The organism is Nonomuraea sp. NPDC049646, assembly GCF_044465525.1.
Classification (GTDB): domain Bacteria; phylum Actinomycetota; class Actinomycetes; order Streptosporangiales; family Streptosporangiaceae; genus Nonomuraea.
In genome coordinates this window covers 202,909-218,385 of sequence record NZ_JBITLU010000014.1, presented here as the reverse complement: position 1 = coordinate 218,385, position 15,477 = coordinate 202,909, and the positions used below count along the sequence as shown (strand labels likewise).

The 15,477-nt window shown below is 71.5% G+C and carries 28 protein-coding genes; 25 read left to right on the top strand and 3 right to left on the bottom strand.

Annotated features, from left to right (window positions below; all coding sequences use genetic code 11):
- Positions 1–6 precede the first annotated feature (6 nt).
- The gene (locus tag ACIBQ8_RS36100; RefSeq protein ID WP_397194294.1) at positions 7–309 is read left to right on the top strand and encodes a hypothetical protein; all 303 of its coding nucleotides are present in this window, start codon (positions 7–9) and stop codon (positions 307–309) included.
- Positions 310–448: 139 nt separating this feature from the next.
- Here ACIBQ8_RS36100 and ACIBQ8_RS36095 read toward each other — a convergent pair whose 3' ends face one another.
- Entirely contained in the window at positions 449–655 is a 207-nt protein-coding gene (locus tag ACIBQ8_RS36095; protein ID WP_397194293.1) for a DUF397 domain-containing protein, read from the bottom strand.
- Between the two features lie 10 nt (positions 656–665).
- Complete coding sequence (locus ACIBQ8_RS36090; RefSeq protein WP_397194292.1) at positions 666–1,511, bottom strand: helix-turn-helix domain-containing protein; 846 nt, start codon at positions 1,509–1,511, stop codon at positions 666–668.
- Positions 1,512–1,914: 403 nt separating this feature from the next.
- Between ACIBQ8_RS36090 and ACIBQ8_RS36085 the strand changes: the two genes are divergently transcribed.
- The 14 genes from ACIBQ8_RS36085 to ACIBQ8_RS36020 all read left to right on the top strand — a co-directional run bounded on the left by ACIBQ8_RS36085 (position 1,915) and on the right by ACIBQ8_RS36020 (position 10,605).
- The gene (locus ACIBQ8_RS36085) at positions 1,915–2,307 is read left to right on the top strand and encodes an ATP-binding protein (protein ID WP_397194291.1); all 393 of its coding nucleotides are present in this window, start codon (positions 1,915–1,917) and stop codon (positions 2,305–2,307) included.
- A 259-nt stretch (positions 2,308–2,566) separates the two neighbouring features.
- On the top strand, positions 2,567–3,469 hold the full coding sequence (locus tag ACIBQ8_RS36080; protein WP_397194290.1) for a hypothetical protein: 903 nt from the start codon (positions 2,567–2,569) through the stop codon (positions 3,467–3,469).
- 308 nt (positions 3,470–3,777) lie between these two features.
- On the top strand, positions 3,778–3,999 hold the full coding sequence (locus tag ACIBQ8_RS36075; RefSeq protein WP_397194289.1) for a hypothetical protein: 222 nt from the start codon (positions 3,778–3,780) through the stop codon (positions 3,997–3,999).
- Positions 3,987–4,199 carry a hypothetical protein gene (locus ACIBQ8_RS36070; protein WP_397194288.1) on the top strand — a complete coding sequence of 71 codons (213 nt, stop codon included), beginning with the start codon at positions 3,987–3,989 and terminating at the stop codon, positions 4,197–4,199. The genes ACIBQ8_RS36075 and ACIBQ8_RS36070 overlap by 13 nt, the downstream gene beginning before the upstream one ends.
- A gap of 11 nt (positions 4,200–4,210) precedes the next feature.
- Positions 4,211–4,909, top strand: a complete 699-nt coding sequence (locus ACIBQ8_RS36065) for a hypothetical protein (RefSeq protein WP_397194287.1) — start codon at positions 4,211–4,213, stop codon at positions 4,907–4,909.
- Positions 4,910–4,991: 82 nt separating this feature from the next.
- Positions 4,992–5,654 carry a hypothetical protein gene (locus ACIBQ8_RS36060; protein WP_397194286.1) on the top strand — a complete coding sequence of 221 codons (663 nt, stop codon included), beginning with the start codon at positions 4,992–4,994 and terminating at the stop codon, positions 5,652–5,654.
- Positions 5,651–6,316, top strand: coding sequence for a hypothetical protein (locus tag ACIBQ8_RS36055; protein WP_397194285.1), 666 nt, complete (start codon positions 5,651–5,653; stop codon positions 6,314–6,316). Before ACIBQ8_RS36060 ends, ACIBQ8_RS36055 begins: the two co-directional genes overlap by 4 nt.
- The gene (locus tag ACIBQ8_RS36050) at positions 6,313–6,615 is read left to right on the top strand and encodes a hypothetical protein (RefSeq protein WP_397194284.1); all 303 of its coding nucleotides are present in this window, start codon (positions 6,313–6,315) and stop codon (positions 6,613–6,615) included. The genes ACIBQ8_RS36055 and ACIBQ8_RS36050 overlap by 4 nt, the downstream gene beginning before the upstream one ends.
- On the top strand, positions 6,608–7,084 hold the full coding sequence (locus ACIBQ8_RS36045; protein WP_397194283.1) for a hypothetical protein: 477 nt from the start codon (positions 6,608–6,610) through the stop codon (positions 7,082–7,084). Before ACIBQ8_RS36050 ends, ACIBQ8_RS36045 begins: the two co-directional genes overlap by 8 nt.
- A 228-nt stretch (positions 7,085–7,312) precedes the next feature.
- Complete coding sequence (locus ACIBQ8_RS36040) at positions 7,313–7,495, top strand: hypothetical protein (protein ID WP_397194282.1); 183 nt, start codon at positions 7,313–7,315, stop codon at positions 7,493–7,495.
- Between the two features lie 11 nt (positions 7,496–7,506).
- Positions 7,507–7,806: a hypothetical protein gene (locus ACIBQ8_RS36035; protein WP_397194281.1), complete on the top strand. Its 300-nt coding sequence runs from the start codon at positions 7,507–7,509 to the stop codon at positions 7,804–7,806.
- Positions 7,807–7,815: 9 nt separating this feature from the next.
- A complete protein-coding gene (locus ACIBQ8_RS36030) occupies positions 7,816–8,523 on the top strand; it encodes a hypothetical protein (protein WP_397194280.1) in 708 nt (235 codons plus the stop codon).
- A 154-nt stretch (positions 8,524–8,677) separates the two neighbouring features.
- Positions 8,678–9,181, top strand: coding sequence for a hypothetical protein (locus tag ACIBQ8_RS36025; protein ID WP_397194279.1), 504 nt, complete (start codon positions 8,678–8,680; stop codon positions 9,179–9,181).
- A gap of 407 nt (positions 9,182–9,588) precedes the next feature.
- Positions 9,589–10,605, top strand: coding sequence for a GNAT family N-acetyltransferase (locus ACIBQ8_RS36020; protein ID WP_397194278.1), 1,017 nt, complete (start codon positions 9,589–9,591; stop codon positions 10,603–10,605).
- 250 nt (positions 10,606–10,855) lie between these two features.
- On the opposite strand, the gene ACIBQ8_RS36015 is transcribed toward ACIBQ8_RS36020, so the two are convergent.
- A complete protein-coding gene (locus tag ACIBQ8_RS36015; protein WP_397194277.1) occupies positions 10,856–11,392 on the bottom strand; it encodes a hypothetical protein in 537 nt (178 codons plus the stop codon).
- Between the two features lie 136 nt (positions 11,393–11,528).
- Here ACIBQ8_RS36015 and ACIBQ8_RS36010 point away from each other — a divergent pair, with 136 nt between their 5' ends.
- The 10 genes from ACIBQ8_RS36010 to ACIBQ8_RS35965 all read left to right on the top strand — a co-directional run bounded on the left by ACIBQ8_RS36010 (position 11,529) and on the right by ACIBQ8_RS35965 (position 15,439).
- Positions 11,529–11,756: a hypothetical protein gene (locus ACIBQ8_RS36010; protein WP_397194276.1), complete on the top strand. Its 228-nt coding sequence runs from the start codon at positions 11,529–11,531 to the stop codon at positions 11,754–11,756.
- 176 nt (positions 11,757–11,932) lie between these two features.
- On the top strand, positions 11,933–12,493 hold the full coding sequence (locus tag ACIBQ8_RS36005; protein ID WP_397194275.1) for a hypothetical protein: 561 nt from the start codon (positions 11,933–11,935) through the stop codon (positions 12,491–12,493).
- A 194-nt stretch (positions 12,494–12,687) separates the two neighbouring features.
- Positions 12,688–13,026 carry a hypothetical protein gene (locus ACIBQ8_RS36000; protein ID WP_397194274.1) on the top strand — a complete coding sequence of 113 codons (339 nt, stop codon included), beginning with the start codon at positions 12,688–12,690 and terminating at the stop codon, positions 13,024–13,026.
- A 135-nt stretch (positions 13,027–13,161) separates the two neighbouring features.
- Positions 13,162–13,284: a hypothetical protein gene (locus ACIBQ8_RS35995; protein WP_397194273.1), complete on the top strand. Its 123-nt coding sequence runs from the start codon at positions 13,162–13,164 to the stop codon at positions 13,282–13,284.
- The gene (locus ACIBQ8_RS35990; protein WP_397194272.1) at positions 13,277–13,471 is read left to right on the top strand and encodes a hypothetical protein; all 195 of its coding nucleotides are present in this window, start codon (positions 13,277–13,279) and stop codon (positions 13,469–13,471) included. Before ACIBQ8_RS35995 ends, ACIBQ8_RS35990 begins: the two co-directional genes overlap by 8 nt.
- Positions 13,472–13,493: 22 nt before the next feature.
- Positions 13,494–13,817 carry a hypothetical protein gene (locus ACIBQ8_RS35985; protein WP_397194271.1) on the top strand — a complete coding sequence of 108 codons (324 nt, stop codon included), beginning with the start codon at positions 13,494–13,496 and terminating at the stop codon, positions 13,815–13,817.
- 29 nt (positions 13,818–13,846) lie between these two features.
- Positions 13,847–14,251, top strand: a complete 405-nt coding sequence (locus tag ACIBQ8_RS35980) for a hypothetical protein (protein ID WP_397194270.1) — start codon at positions 13,847–13,849, stop codon at positions 14,249–14,251.
- Positions 14,248–14,598, top strand: coding sequence for a hypothetical protein (locus ACIBQ8_RS35975; protein WP_397194269.1), 351 nt, complete (start codon positions 14,248–14,250; stop codon positions 14,596–14,598). The genes ACIBQ8_RS35980 and ACIBQ8_RS35975 overlap by 4 nt, the downstream gene beginning before the upstream one ends.
- On the top strand, positions 14,595–14,888 hold the full coding sequence (locus ACIBQ8_RS35970; protein WP_397194268.1) for a hypothetical protein: 294 nt from the start codon (positions 14,595–14,597) through the stop codon (positions 14,886–14,888). The genes ACIBQ8_RS35975 and ACIBQ8_RS35970 overlap by 4 nt, the downstream gene beginning before the upstream one ends.
- Positions 14,885–15,439, top strand: a complete 555-nt coding sequence (locus tag ACIBQ8_RS35965) for a hypothetical protein (protein ID WP_397194267.1) — start codon at positions 14,885–14,887, stop codon at positions 15,437–15,439. Before ACIBQ8_RS35970 ends, ACIBQ8_RS35965 begins: the two co-directional genes overlap by 4 nt.
- The last annotated feature ends 38 nt before the right edge of the window (positions 15,440–15,477 follow it).

Sequence of the window (15,477 nt, the reverse complement as noted above, 5' to 3'; positions counted from 1 at the left end):
CGCCCGGTGATCCCCGCGCTGAGCGAAGACAACACGGCCGCGCCGCCGTCCAGGCCGAGTGAGCAGGACTGGGCCAACGCGGCGGCGGCCAAGCGGCGGCGTGACAAGACCCGCAAGGCGGCCACCAAGGCCAAGGACCACCTGTACGAGCAGGTGCGGCGGCTCCGCGCCAAGGGCGCTGAGCGAGATGAGATCGTCAGGCGCCTGCAGGTGACGTACTCGTTCGTGCAATGGGTTGACAACTACCAGGACCAGAAGCGGCGCGAACGCAACCAGTCACGCCCCCGCCGAGAAGAGCGTGTCGTCTAGCGCCCTGCTGAGGGTCATGGCGCCCTGGTGGGGAGGCCCTTCCCGCTTCGGGGGCCGCGCACCTATCGTAGACGCGGGTACGGAACATGAACGGGCCCCCAGATGCTCCTGGGGGCCCGCATCATCTCATGGCTGTTGATCAGTCGAACTCGCCGTCTCGGACACCTGCCAGGAACGCAGTCCACTCTTCGGCGGTGTATTCGATGATGGCTTCGTCGGGCTTCTTGCTGTGGCGCACGGCGCGGCCACCGCCAGGCACCTTCGCTACCTCGACGCAGGAGCCGTTGGCTCCTGAGCTGTACGAGGACTTGTGCCAAATGAGTTCGGACGCTTGGGTACGGTCCATGACTCCTGCCTCAGTGCATTTGTCGGAACAGATCCTCCAGGTACGCGGCCGACGCGTCGGCACTGAGCGCCGATGCGCGCACATGGTCATACACCAGCGTATAGCTGGACACTTGGTCAGTCTCCTCCATAAACAGGTCGCCAGTGATCGTCTCTACGTGGACCAAGGTGGGATCCTCAGGCGTGGGGAACTTGAGAATCCGGAACGCGTTCTCCATGGCCGCGTGCGCCCCTACTGCGTTAGGCAACACCTGCACGGCGATGTTCGGCCGCCGCGCCATGGTGATGATGTGGTCGATCTGCTCGCGCATGACCTCCACACCGCCCACGTGTTTGGCCAAGGCCGCCTCGTCGATGACCGCCCACAGAGTGGGCGGATCTACCCGGTCGAGGATCTGCTGGCGTGCCAGGCGGGCCTCGACTCTGCGATCAATCAGATCGTCCATGACGACCTGACCGCCTCGAAACACTGCCGCCGCGTAGCTGGCGGTCTGCAGCAGGCCCGGCACCAGCAGTGACTCGTAGGTGAGAATGGCCGACGCCTCAGCCTCGAAGCCAGGCATCGCGCCGCCGAGCACGTCCTTGTACTCCTCCCACCATCCGCGTTGCCGCGCCTGCCGCGTCAGGGCCAAGATGGCCTCTCGCTGGGCCTCGTCGGTCACGCCGTACACGTCCAGCAGATCCCGTACGTCGCGGACGGACGGCAGCTTCCACTCGTTGCGTTCGATTCTGGTCACCTTGGACGGCGTCCACTCCAGGCGGCGCGCCACCTGGTCAGCGTGAAGGCCGGCCGCGATGCGGAACTGGCGCAGCGCGGCCGACAGTCGGCGGCGCCGCACGGTGGGGCTGTAGGACACGCAGATCTCCTATCAGGGTGCAGCGAGGCTACACCGCCGTTTCACGCAACTCCTGCCAGACACCAAAATTCTGCCTCTTCTGATTTAGGTCTTGCAAATTCGGTTACTCGCCAGCAGGATGGCCCACAGAGTTCCCACTACAGGGAGTGAAGGTCAGTGACTGTGGCGATATGGAAGCGGCTTGCCCAGTTGCGTGCCGACTTTCCCCAGTGGCTCATCTGGCGGGTCGGTGACCACTGGTGGGCCAAGGCCAAGTGGTCACCTCTCAGCGCTCGAGCCGGTAGCCCCGATGCCTTGGCGGCCCTGCTCGACACCTCCCAACCTGAAGCCGGTTTCGCCTCCCAGGCCAACCACTGCCGTCAGAGCCCCCACGTCCCTGCCCGGCTAGCCATCCGGAGCTGTCATGGTCAACCACCCCACCCCCACCCACTGGCCGCTGCCCACCCAGCGGCAGTCCGCGGGCCTGGCCAGACGGCTGGCCCGGCAGACGCTGACTGAATGGGGCGCGACCGCCGAAAAGATCGACGATGCGCTGATCGTCGTCAGCGAGCTGGTCACCAACGCTCTCGTCCACGCCCTTCCGCCCGTCGCCTTCGGGCTGGAGCGGCTGGAGGGCAAGGTGCGCGGAGAGGTGACCGACCACGGCCCGCTCGGCCTCGTGGTCCCTCACCAGGCCAGCATCCTTCACACCCGCGGCCGCGGCCTCAACCTGGTCGACCAGCTCGCAGATGCCTGGGGCGTCGGCTGGAGCCTGGAAACCGGCCGCAAGTCCGTGTGGTTCGAGATGTCCGTCTGACGGACCTCCACAAGCCCGCCACCTCCTGGTTGCCCGCGCCGGAGCGCAGACCGGCCCCTGGCCCAGGAGGTGGCGCCCCGGCCCCGGCCGCGTGTGCAGGTCGTACTCCCAGCTGAGGGGCGGGGGACGACCCGCGAGCAGGGGCCCCGGCGTCCCACCCGTCCGCGGCGGGTGGGACGCCCACACTCCCCGCCCATGCGCGCCGCTGGGCGGGCACCCCAGCCCCCGCCCCCACCTCACGGCAGCCAAGGAGGCACCGATGCCGGCCATGGACCCTCCCGCCGTCCCGCGCAAGGCCGCCCCGCGCAAGGCCAAAGCCGCCGGCGGACGCCCGCATCGCTACCTGACCTTCGCCAACGGCACCTTCCGGCACATCGCGCAGCCCGACAACCCCAAACGGAGCCTGTGCGGCAACACCGCCAACTGGGACACGAAACCGGACAAGACCAACGCCCTGTGCCGGGGATGCGCCCGCGCCGCCGGCCAGATCCCGGCGCCGCCCCCAGTACCGGAGGCCGGCACCTCACAGCCGGCCCGGCCGGCCCAGCCGGCCCAGACAGCGCCGCCGGCCGTCGCGGCAGGGCTCCTGCCGCTCGTGGCGCACCAGCACGTGCACCTCGTCAGCGAGCAGCCCTTCTCCGCCACCCTCCAGCCGTGCCGCCACCTTCCCTCCTGCGGCACCAGCCTGGCGCTGGCAGCCATCCGCACCCGCCAGCTGAGCCGGTCACAGGCGCCACTCGCCCGCCAGCTCAGATGCCCGCGCTGTGGCGCCGTCGGCACCCACCTTGAACGCACTCCCGGCAGCGAGATCTACACAGCCGAGCCCCGATGCGACCGCCACGCCGGCCCCGCCGCCGAACCCTTCACGCCCCAGCGCGTCAGCATCGAGCGCGCCCTGGCCGCCGAGGACATGGCGCACACCGAACCGGTGGAACTCGCACTGCGCTACACCACCCGCCGCGGCCGCGTCGTCGTCGTCGACCAGCTGGGCCTGGCCCACGCCCTGCACAACATGGACGGCATGGCCTACAGCCAGCGCGGCTACGGCCTGGCCGCCGACGTCGTCCTCGTCGGCCGCCTGCCCCGCAGCAGCGAAGACGACCCGTGGCACGTCATCGACGTCCCAAGTGACCGCAGCGACACCCCGGCCGCGTCGGCCTGACCGGCCCGGCGCTTCTCGCCGCCGACGCTGCCCCTCACCCCGAGGCCGCGCCCGGCCGATCACGAAGTGACATAACAGCAGCACGCCATGTCATAGGTGACATGTATTGCGTGACACTACCCCCCGAGCGTAGTGTTCATTATGCAAGCAGTGGTCGCCGCTGACCGCTCCACCGAACTGCTGGACACCACCGGCACTCGGACTCGGGTCCCCCTCCTGGCCCGGCGGCGCGTACGGCACCCACCCCGCGAAGCAGGGGGCGGGCAGGTGGCGGAATCACCGGACCGGCACAGGAAGGGCGCCCCACAGTGACCCAGCACAACCCCCGCGAACCGCGCTACACCGTGCACCACTACGGCCCCGGCCACACCCGGATCTACGACGGCCACGAAGACCGTGACGTCGCCACCCTCACCAGCCGCCGAGAGGCCCGAGCCGTGGCCAGCGGCCTCAACAGCGGCACCCTGCACCTCTCGCCGACCGGTGACATCACCGACGCGCCCGCCGGAGCCGGCCCGTGCTCGCGCTGACGACGATCGCGCTCACCTGGTCGCTCACGCTGCAGCTCCTGACGCACGCCCAACGGCAGGGCACCCCACCACAGCGCTCCACGCCGTGCCTGCCCTTCAACGCTGCCGTCCTCGCCGTGCTGCTCATCGCCGTTCTCGCCGCCGGCACCATGCTCGCCCTCGACCCCGCCGCACACACCCTGCTCCAGCTGCTCGACTGACAGGAGGACCGATGGCCACCACCATCAGCGACGACCGAATGACCAGCGACATGAGCGACACCACCGCCACCCTCATCGGCCCCGGCCGCTGGACGGTCTCCGGCCGTCCCGGCGTCTACAGCCGCGACCAGGCCGTCACCGCCATGGCGATCGCCGAGCTGCGCGCACACAAGCTGCCGGGCCCCAACGACTCCATCATGATCGATGCGCTGGAACAGGAACTCCTCGTGCCCGTCATGCCGACGGACGCCTGGGCGCTGCTGCAAACGCTCAAGGCCGCCGCGGCCGCAGTCCGCCGCATGGCAACCACCGGCCAGCTCGGCGACGAGCGGGACGGCACGCAGGTCGGCACGTGGCTGCTGCGCATCGGGGAGGCCGTCAACGACCTGGCGCCGGCCCTGGAGCCGCTGATCGAGGCCGCCACCGAGCACGTCACCCCCGAAGCCCCCGACGACCCCTGGCACTACATCAAAGACGAGGCCGCCCGCGCCAAGGACGTCATCGACTGGGGCGGCGAGGTCCTGCGCAGGCTCGGCTGGACCGCCCGCCACGCCGAGCACAACAGCCGGGTCACCGGCGGCAAGCACTGGGGCCCCATCCAACTGCCCGACGGCCGCACCGCCTACGGCTGGACCTGCGACGCCTCCCGCTACCCCCGCCTGCACGCCCAGCTCATGGCCGAGCAGGGCCTCACCACGACCGCCGTATGACACGCCGGCGCACCCGCGCCGGAACCCGCTGATCCACTCACGACATCCCCCGCACCGGCCGGGGGAGGAAGGGGCCGCCAGGATGGACACCACCAACCCGCCAGCCCACGCCACCGCAACGCACGAGCTGCCCGACGAACTGCTCGCCTACGCCACCACCTTCCGGATCGGGCCGCTGACCCTGCAGGGCCGCCCCCGCTCGGGCGGATGGATCATCACCCGGCGGGACGGCAGCCAGGCATGGTCTCCCGCCGGTTGGGTCGACCTGACCGGCCCGCGGCCCGCCATGAACGAGCACCTGGCGGCAACCGTGTGGCCCACCCGCGACGCCGCGCTCGCTCAGGTCCTCCTGCTGCTGCCCGATCCTCCGGCCGCCCGCGTCCTGGACGGCGGCGCCCTCGAGGCCGCCGAGCTGACGGCACGCGCCGACCGGCTCCTGGACGTGCTGCAGCTGGCGTTGCTGCTGGGCGACTTCGACGACGAGACCGTCCTGCTCACGTGGATGAACACCCTGCTGTGGAACGTCGGCGCAGTCCTGGACCGTACCCACGCCCGCGCCATGGCCCGCGCGGCCGACCGTGACATCCCCGCCTTCGGCCGGATGGCCGAGGCCACCGCCGACGCGGCCGAGCTGTGCGGCAGCCTGGCCGGGCTCGTCACCGCGGCCGCGGCCCACGCCTCGGAAGGACGCCTGCACCTGCTGACGCCCCCCGCCGTCCCCGGCACTGCCGGCGGCGCCACGTGACACACACGGACGTGCACCCGGCCGTCACCGAGCTGCTGCTCACCACCGGCCCCCGGCTGCCCCTTCGAGCGTGTGGCCGCGCGCTGGAGGCATGCCTCAGCCAAGCCCCCGGCCGCGTCTGCTACGACGTCTACGAGCAGGGCGCGGTCATCGCGCGCGTCGCGGCCGTCTTCGACCCTGACAGAGGCCGGGCGGCGTTCCGCGTGCCTGCCACCACCGTCGCACCCGACGGCCGCCTGCAGCCCGCCCGGCTGGTCGACGACCTGGCGCAGGCGCTGACGTGCGTCGCCCACGCGCAGCCGGGCCCGGAGCCGGTGCCATGTCCCGCCTGGTGCCACGGCCTCACCTGCACCACCGGCGCGCCGAGCCTGGAGGCCGTCACACACTCGGCCCTGGTTCCCTGGCCGGAACACCTCCGCCCCGCCCTGCGGGTCAACATCGTCCGCACCGACACCAACCACGGCCCCGGCGAGCCACGCATCACCATGAGCCTGCCGGCCCGCAAGGCCGCGACGGGCAGCGTCGAGATAGCCGCCCTCAGCGTCCATGACGCCACACTGCTCATCCACGCGCTCGAACCTTCCGCCGCTCACCGTGACGACCTGGCCGCCGCTCTCAGCCGCGCCTTGGGCCTGCTCAATGGAGAGGACTTCCCGACGTGACCGCCCCAACGACGCCCGGTGACCGCACCGCCCTGAACCCGATCGACGTTCAGGCCGCGGCGCTGCAGCGGCTCAGCGACCGCGCTGAGGCGATCGCGCGTGACGTGGCCGCCCTGACCGCGCGCCTGCCCGAGCGTGCGCGCGCCTGGTGGCGGCTGGCCGACGCCCACACCGATGCCGGCGTGCTCGCCCACAACCTGAAACGGGCTGCCGCCGAGCTGGAGACGCATCTACACGCCCACCGCCACGAGCGGGGCGGTGGGCGCCGTTCCACACGGGACGGCATGGGCCATGAGTGACGCTATACGGGAGTTCGCCCGCCGTCGGCCTGTCACCGCTGCAGAGGCGGTCGACCGGCTGGCCGGGCAACTCCGCGACGTGACCGCCCAGATCAGGGTGTTGTCGGTCCCGGCCGGCCCGCGAGGCCGGCTGCGCGCCGCAGGCCGGTTGTGCGAGCAGGCCGCCCGGCAGTTGCTCGCTGCCGCCGGCGCGCTGAACAGCCTCCCCGTGGTGAGCAGGTGCCCGGTCGGGTGGGGGCTCTGCCCTGATCACGGCGCGCGCCTGGCCTCCGCCGACGGTTGCAGCTGGTGCACCGACGACCGCTGCCAGCGCCGCTGGCATTACGACCGGCTGGCCCAGCCCTGCACCGAACCGTGCACCCATCGGGTCATCGCCCCCACGGGGGACAGCGTCGAGATGTGCCTCGGGCACGCGCTGCGTGTGCACGACCTCGACGAGCCCGACGCTTGGCGTCTCATCCGCCTGTGAGACTCGGGAGCGTGTGTGGTCCTGGGCGGGCCGCTGACGTACCGCCGACACGTCTGCGTCCCGCCCGGCCTGGCGCATCCTTCCACATCCGGCCACACCCGGTCCTCGACAGTGGCCGGCCACGCGCGACGCGCATCCGTAGATGCACCCTGACACTCGACTGATATCCCTCATGGCCTTGTAGGGTTGTCGCACCACCAATCTGCGCCCCTGCTCCCAGGAAACCCCGTGTCTGTCCTGCGCCGCTTCGTCCTGCCCGCGGTCGGCATGACCGCCATCGCCGTGCTCGTCGTCTGGATCTTCTGGCAGTTGTGGCTGCTGCTCGAACTCATGGCCGCCCAGCTCGTCGTGCTGCTGCTCGTGATGGCGCTCGGTGTCGCAGAACCGGCCGCCTACGCGGTCCAGAGCTGACCGGGGCACACATGACGCTGACGGCCTTCCTGCTGGCGCTCGGGCTGGTGGCCCGGCTGGTGCGCCTGTTCACCAGCGATCCCGTCCTGCGGCGTGCTCGCGACTGGCTCGACGACAGGTACGGCCCGCACTCCCTGCGCGCCTACCTGCTCGGCTGTCCGTGGACCAGCGGCCTGCTGGTCGCGCCGCCCGTGCTGGCGTGGGCCCATCACGCCGGCGACAGCCCGGCCTTCGTCATCACCGCGGCGGCGGCCGCCGCCTCCTACCTGGTCGGGCTGGCCGCGATCAATCTCGACGACGACCTGCACTAGGAGCCGCCCATGCTCAACGCGTCCGCCCCGGCCGGTGTGCTGGCGCACGCTCCGCTCGGCACCCACGGGCACGTCATCCCACTGCCTGACGGCTTGGCAGCAGACTGCGGTGGCCCCCAGTCCTGCCACGTCTGCGAGGTGGAGCGGCTGCTGGTCGTCCATGCCGCCCGCGGCGCCCCCACGATGATCGCCGCCTGCGGCGGCCCGGGGGTATGCGGCCTGTGCCGGCAGACGCTGCTGGCCACCGGCATCGACCTGGACCGCTACACCCCGCCCGGCCCCGGAGCCCGTGATGCCGGGAACGGGCGCTACACCCTGGCCGAGGCTCGCCGTGAGCTGGCCCGCCGGGAGTGCGAGGCCGACGGCCACGACTGGGACATCATCTGCGCGCGGCTGCACGCCTGCGCCCAGGAGGTTCCGATCAGCATGCAGTGCGCGCGGCGCTGCGGTCATCCCGGCTACCGCATCGTGGCCGCGCCTGCCATCGGCCAGGCGGCGCCCGCCCGGATGCACTGCTCCAGCGCGCACTACGCGCATGGCTGGTGCGCTCAGTGCCCGGAGGGGACCGACCAGGAGGAGCTGCAGGCGTGGCGGGCGTGGGCCAACCTGCTGTTCGCCGCGGTCGGCGAGGGCGTGTGCGCCGGAACCGGCCCAGCCCCAGCCCCGGTCTCCGGTATGGCGGGACGGAACGCCGCCGGACCTCGGGAGGCGCTGTGAGACTCCTCCTGGACGCGTTCTGGTCCCAGACTCCCGCCTGGCCGGCCTGGCAGCCGCGCCGTCGCGGGCTGCGTGCGGCCTGGGCCCGGATCAAGCCGGCACGCTCCCGGCATGCCGCCCCCACCAGCCCGAGCCTCGAACAAGGGAGCACCTGATGAACCAGCCCTGCGATGCTGCCGCGCCCACCGTCTGCGCCATGGTGCACTACGTCTCCCACGGCACGCCCGCGAGGCCGGACGGCAGCCAGGCGTTCCCGAGCGTGTGCCGCGCGGCGATCGTGACCGCCGTGGACACCCGCCAGGACAGCCCCGGGGGCGGCCTGCACACTGGTCACGTCGGCCTGTGTGTGCTCAATCCCGACGGCCTGTACTTCGCCCGGGCGGTCGTGCAGGACGAGGTGGAACGCCGCGGCGGCACCTGGCACTGGCCAGACCATGACGGCGCCACGCCGCGGCACCGTGAGTCTGACGGCGTTCCCGCCTGGTGGAGGCGTCTATCCCTTGCACTCGGTGTGGCAGGACGAGGACGAGCATGCGCCGGGGACCTGGCGCTGGCGGCTGCAGGCCGTATCGTGACCGGCTGGGTGATGCGCATGGCCATCGAGGGGGAGGGCCTGGTCCGGGCGTGCCGGTCGCTCGGCGTTGGTGGGCAGTCGTGACGTGGTGGCAGAAGGCGCGCCTGTGGGTGGCGGTCTATCTGACGCCGGGCAATGTGCTGTCGTGCGGGTGTCACTGGAGGTTGTCCGGCGGCGTGGCCGTCGGCCCGTCATGTCGCCGTCATCGCTATGCTGACCGCCACGACAGTAATTCATGAGCAGGTGAATATTTTGCCGCCGTGAAGGTGCTGCGGTTTGATCCACCCTCTGGATCACAGCGGCCGGGAGCGCGTCTGCACCTGGATCTTGGCGTGCTCCTGGCCGCGGTTCTCCTCCAGCGAAGAACCACCAAAAGACGCAAACCTGCCCATGTATTGCCAATATGGGCAAATGAAACGGCGGGGCCACCACTGTGTAGCAACCCCGTAACACACCTCTTCCACGCTGGAACCACAACGGAAGGGGACCCCATGGCCTACATGCGCATCCGCGCCACCGTCGACGAGCGACCCGGACGCCTCGCATCCCTCGCCACCGCCCTGGCCGAGCGCGGCGGCAACATCCTCGGCCTGTCCGTCCAGCCGGACACCACCGGCACCGTCGACGAATTCGTCGCCGAAGTCCCCGCCCCCGCCGAGGACATCGCCGCCGCCCTGACAGCCGCCGGCGGCCGCCGCGTCCACGTCGTCCCCGCGGCCGCGCACGAGCTCGCCGACGAGACCACCCGCGCCCTCCTCCTCGCCGCCCGCCTGCACGCCCAGCCATGGCGCCTGCCCGCGATCCTGGCCGACCTGCTGCGCGCCGACTCCGCCCGCTGGGCCTACGGTGAGCAGGTGAGCGAACTGCCCGACCCCCACCAGCTCGTCATCCCCGTCGCCCCCAAGCGCGTCATCCAGATGCGCCGCCACGAGCTGCCCTTCACCCTCACCGAGGCCGCTCGCGCCGCCGCCTTCGTACGGCTCGCCCAGCCCCCCACCGAACCCGCCGGCGGCGACCGCTCCCTGCGCCTGGCCGACAACACCGAGGTCCACCTCCGAGCCCTGACCCCCGCCTTCCGCGAGGCCGTACGCGATCTGCACGACCGCTGCTCGCCTGAATCGCGCCGCTTCCGCTACTTCACCTCCATGCCGTCCCTGCCCCCGCGCATGTTCGACCGGCTGTGTGACCGAGGCCGCGGCGAGTCTCTCGTCGCCTGCCACGACGGCCAGGCCGTCGCCCTGGGCAGCCTCATGTACTGCGCCGACCCCGGCGCCGCCGAGATCGCCCTGCTCGTCGAGGACGGCTGGCAGGGCCGGGGCCTGGGCGGCCAGCTCGCTCGCGCGCTCATCACCACCGCGCGCGATCAGGGCTTCGCCGAGATCCGCGCCACCATGCTGGCCGACAACGCCCGCATGCGCCGCCTCATGACCGGCCTCGGCGCGGCCATCGGCTACACCGACGACCCTGGCGTGATCGAGGCCCGCCTGTCGGTCGCCGTCCTGGTGTGAAACACCGAAGGCGCGCCGCCCGCCCGGGCGGCGCGCCTTCCCTCGTCTGCCGGCGCGGTCAGAGGAACAGCAGTTCCGGAGCCTGACGCAGCGTCTCGGCGGTGCGCGCCGCGTCATCCGCCCGCACTTCGGGGGCCAGGCGCAGGAGGTTCACGGTCGCCGTGGCCACGGTGCCGATGTTGAGGCCGGATGCCCGGCACGGCATCCCGGCACGTGCACGGGCCGCCCGCCCATGCGATGGCGCCAGCTGTCACGCCGCGAGGGCAACAGCAGGGACCACCCCACACGCTGCCTCACGACCGCCTAGGGCCTGCATCAGCCGCCCGACGTCCATGATCCCCGAATCGTCGCGCGCCTCCAGCCGGATGACCATCGCATCCCAATCCAGAGGCGGCCCGATCATCAGCACCACCCGCCCGGCCCCCACCGCATCCAAGGGCCATCCGGCCAGGCTCGTCCTGCGCACCCCGTACACCAGCGGCGAAGGCACTGCCGGCCAGTCGATGCTGACCAACGGCCCGGCCTCATGGTCCAGCTCCGCCAACACCAGGCGCCAGCCCTCCAAGGCAGGAGCGATCCTCAGCCGGCCGGACCCGGAAACTTCCAGCGGCGGCAGCCCGAACGCCTGGGCGAACCGCACCAGAACCCGCGCCACCTCGGCCAGCCCCGGATCCTCTCCCGGCCTGATCGCCACGTACAGCGCAGGCGAACCGCGGTCGCCGAGGTAGAAGCTGCGCGTGTCGACGTCGACCTCGTCGGAGCCGGCGTCCTCAGGGGTGCTGCTCATGGCTGGCCAGCATGGCCGCCCCACCGGCGCGCCGCGCACCGCTCACCGAAATTGGCCAGCGGTTTGTCCCTCCCACCTCCTACCCTGGCGATAACAGGAACTTTGCACTGTCAATCCCATACAGGTGGGAGGAGAGATGATGCGCCTACGGTGCCCGTTCCCGCACTGCGTCTGCCCGCATCTGGGCTGCGTCGCCGGCTGGATCGACTTCACCGACGCGGCCGGCAACGACAAGACCATGCCCTGCAACACCTGCAGGCCAGAGGTGGCCAGCCACTTCGCCACCGCACCCGGCACGGCAGCGCAGGTCCGCCGCGGACTGCGTTCCCTGGCCCGCCCCTCACGCACCCCCGCCGCCGCCTGACTCCCGGCCCCGGCCCGCACCCATCCGGCGCGACACGACGCCAGAGGTGGCGTGAAAGTGTTGTGTGTCAAACCCGCTAGGCGTAGTGTTCGTCATGCAGCACCCGTGCGGGGGCGGAGACCTCCACCTCGCCCCCCCACCACCCCACCCACCCACCCCTGACGACAGGAGCGACCGTGACGCTCACCGCCGCCCAGGCCCTCCCGCCCACCCTCACCGCCGCGGAACTCCGCCTTCTGCGCGCCATCAACCAGCTGCCCGCCCGCACCCTCCTGCGCAGGACCGGACCCGGCAGCCTCGCTCTCACCGACTCGGGCGCCACCGCCGACTGGCTCTCCTTCAAGCACCTGGACGAACACGGCCTGATCGACGTCACGCCGCACCTCGCCCGAGACCAGCGCGGCACGCGCCTCACCCTGTACGTCGCCCCCAGCAGCCGGGGCCGCAGCCATCTCGCCAGGTACCCCGAGCCCCTCCCGCGGCCGCTCAACGCCTGCGAGAAGCAGCTCCTGCGCGCGATCGCCGCCCACGGTGTGCCCGTCCCCATCCGCCGGCCCGCCCGCGGCTTCTACGAGGTCGGACACGGCGGCCACAGAGCCCGCCTGTGCACCTGGCACGGACTGGAGGCCCTGGAGCTCATCGCCATCACCCGCACGCCGATGCTCGGCCCCACTTCCGTGATCGCGACCGAGCGCGGGCGGCAGGTCAGCGCCGCCCGCCACAGGCCGACCGCGTGAACCGGCACCGCCGGTGCAGGCACGGCCGCCGCCGGCGCCCTCGCGACCCGGTCGCCCTGCTGATCGCCGGCCTGCTTCTGCTGGCCATCCCCGCGCTGCTGCTCCTGCTGTGACAGCCGCGCACCGCCGCCGCCATTCCTGACAGCGCGCCATCCCGCCCCGCCTGACGGCCAACGCCTCCGGAGAAGGATCACATGAACGTTGTCCACGCCCGCTACACCCTGGCCATGACCACGATCACCATGGCGTTGATCTTGGTCACTGGCTTCTACGCCACCGGCAACCTCTTCCAGACCGTCCTGTGGAGCGGGATCCTCTGCGCCGTCTGTCTCTACCGGAACGACAGCGGCGTGGCCTTCGCGGTGCGAATGATGCTCATGGTCATCACCATCGTGACCGCGCTCGGCAACTATCCCGCCAACGAGCCGATGACGGGCACGTCCGGCCTGAAGGTGCTGGTCGTCATGTTGCTGTCCGTGGCCATGGTGATCCTCACCCAAGTGCGCGCCGGCATCTTCTTCAGGCGCGACTGAAGGGGCCGTCTGTGCGCGCCCTGCCGCACCAGCCGGGACCCCCTCGCCTCCCTACCACCGCAACGAAAGGACGCCATGCGGCACCCCACCCACCACCGGCCCCTAGCCCGGTTGCAGCCGGTGACGATCAGCCTGGTGACGGTGCTGATCGGCGGTGCTGTCTTCGCCACCGCCAGCCTGCTTCACGACCCCGCCACCTTCATCCAGACCTGGCAGCAGACCCACCCCCTGATCGCGCTCGGCGGCCGATATGGGTAGCCGCCGACGGCGTCGGCCGTCCCGCTCACGGGACCTGGCCCTGCTGGCGCTCGCCACACTTCTGGTCGGCGCACTCCTCGTCCTGACGGCCGCCCTGGCCGCGAACGACCCCAGCAGCGAGCACGCCCCCACCGGCACCACCGGCACCACCGCCCCCGCAGCCGGCAGCGGGCGCGCCCATGGCTGAGACCGCCCCCGAAGGCCCTCAGATGGCCGTCGCCGAAGCGACCAGCCGCGTCCGCCTCATCCTGCACGGCATGCCACCGATGCAGACCGCCGAGCGGCGCAAGAAGCAGATCGTGATGCTGCCCGTCCGGCTCGACATCTCCTACACCTACGAGCCCCGCACAGGCGCGTGGCGCACCAGCTGGGTGGCCATCGGCCGCCGCCGGCTCATCCGCTCGGGCGCCTTCTCCACCCGCGCCGAGGCATCGCTGACGAACTGGCACGTCGACGACGTCCCCGGCTGGATCACGGAAGCCATCCACCGCCACCACCCGCGCCCTGCCGCCCTGCGAAGGGCCTCGGCGTGACGACCTCCCCCCAGGACAGGAGCGCCACGGTGTCCAAAGCCGAACCGCCCATCACCATCCGCCCCGCCTCCGGCGGCTCCCCGCTGGAGACAGGTGTGGAGATCTCCATCCGCATCACCACGTCTGGGCTGGGCCGCACCACGGACAGCTACCTGGCCATGCTCTGGCACGCCATCCAAGCCACCCCGCCCGACTTCGAGCACGACGCCGTGGGCCAGGTCACGGAGCACATCGGCCGGGAGATCATCCGCCGATGGCTGCTCACCGTCACGCCCGAGATGTGGCGGCAGCAGGGCCACCAGTCCCACTGGAAGGCCCTCACCACCTTCGCCCGGTGGACCGGCACCGAGTGGGTCATGAAGGACGAAGCCTTCCAAGCCGAGCTTGAACGACGCGCCGCAGGCGGCCAGGAGGGCCGGGGGGAGGACCGATGACACTGCCTGTGCTCGACGGCCTGGTCACCAAGCAGGCCGAGCTGAAGGTAACCCTCATGGTCACCTGCCAGCCCGCCATCGAACTGAAGGCCGGCCACCACTACCGGTGCGGCTGGGTGTTCCCCACGGAACTGACCCTCACCTACAGCCGCAGCCCCGGCAGGCCGCACTGGAAAGCCAGGTGGGGCGTCCGGGGCCGCAAGCTCCTCAAGAGGGGGGAGTGGTCCGAGCACATCGGCGCGTACGTGAGCGACTGGGACGTGGACCAGACGCCCCACTGGGTCGCCGATGCGCTGCACGCTCATCACCCCGACCCGCCCAATCCGGGCAGGAGCCCGGAGCAGTGACGTCCTTCGGCTGCACCAGGTGCGGCGTCGTCGCCGCCCCCGCCCCGACCAGCCCCGCCCTCGCGCCGCAGTTCAACGCCGCGATGACGCTCCACGACCGCGCCGAGACGCTGGCCGCCGAGCTGCGCCGCTACCACCAGGAGCTGCCCGAGCGCCTGACCCCGCGCGCCCTGCGCATCCTGTCGGCGGCCTCCACCGTCGACCAGGCCGCGCAGGACATCTCCAGCCACCTGGTGGACCTGACCGAGCACCTGCTCCCCGAGCCTCCCAAGGAGAACCAGACCTCATGACCGACATGTGCGAACGCTGCGGCCACGGCCCGCACCGGCCGCCCTGCGGCCACGCCGACGCCGACGCCGTCACAGCCGTCGCCCTGGCCGCCGACGCCGACGCCCTGGCCGGCCGAGTACGCCGCTTCCACGGCCTGCTCGCCCAGGACGTCCGCGGCCACGGGTTCCGCCTCGGCGACGTCGCGGGCCTGCTCGAACGGGTCGCGCGAGACCTGAACAGGACCGCCGACGACATCGCCCGGCACCGCAACATCCCGGCCGACTCCTGTCAGTCGGAGTTCGCCGGATGTCCTGAGCACGGGCACACGGTCACCTCCGTCGGTCGCAGCTTCTGGTGTTTCGTCGGGGGCTGCCGCCAGCAGTGGGATTACGACCGCGTCAGCTTCCCCTGCGACCAGCCGCGCGCCTACCGCGTCACAGACCCCATGGGCGGCACCCGCCTGGCGTGCGTCGGCCACGCCTGGCCCGTGCGCGCCTGGGAGAGCTGGACGGTCGAGCTGCTGGACGACCCCACCGGCACGCCCAGCCCGACCAGGGCCGATTCCGCATGAGCGGCCGCGACAGGCAGCCGGCTGCCCTCACCGAAGAC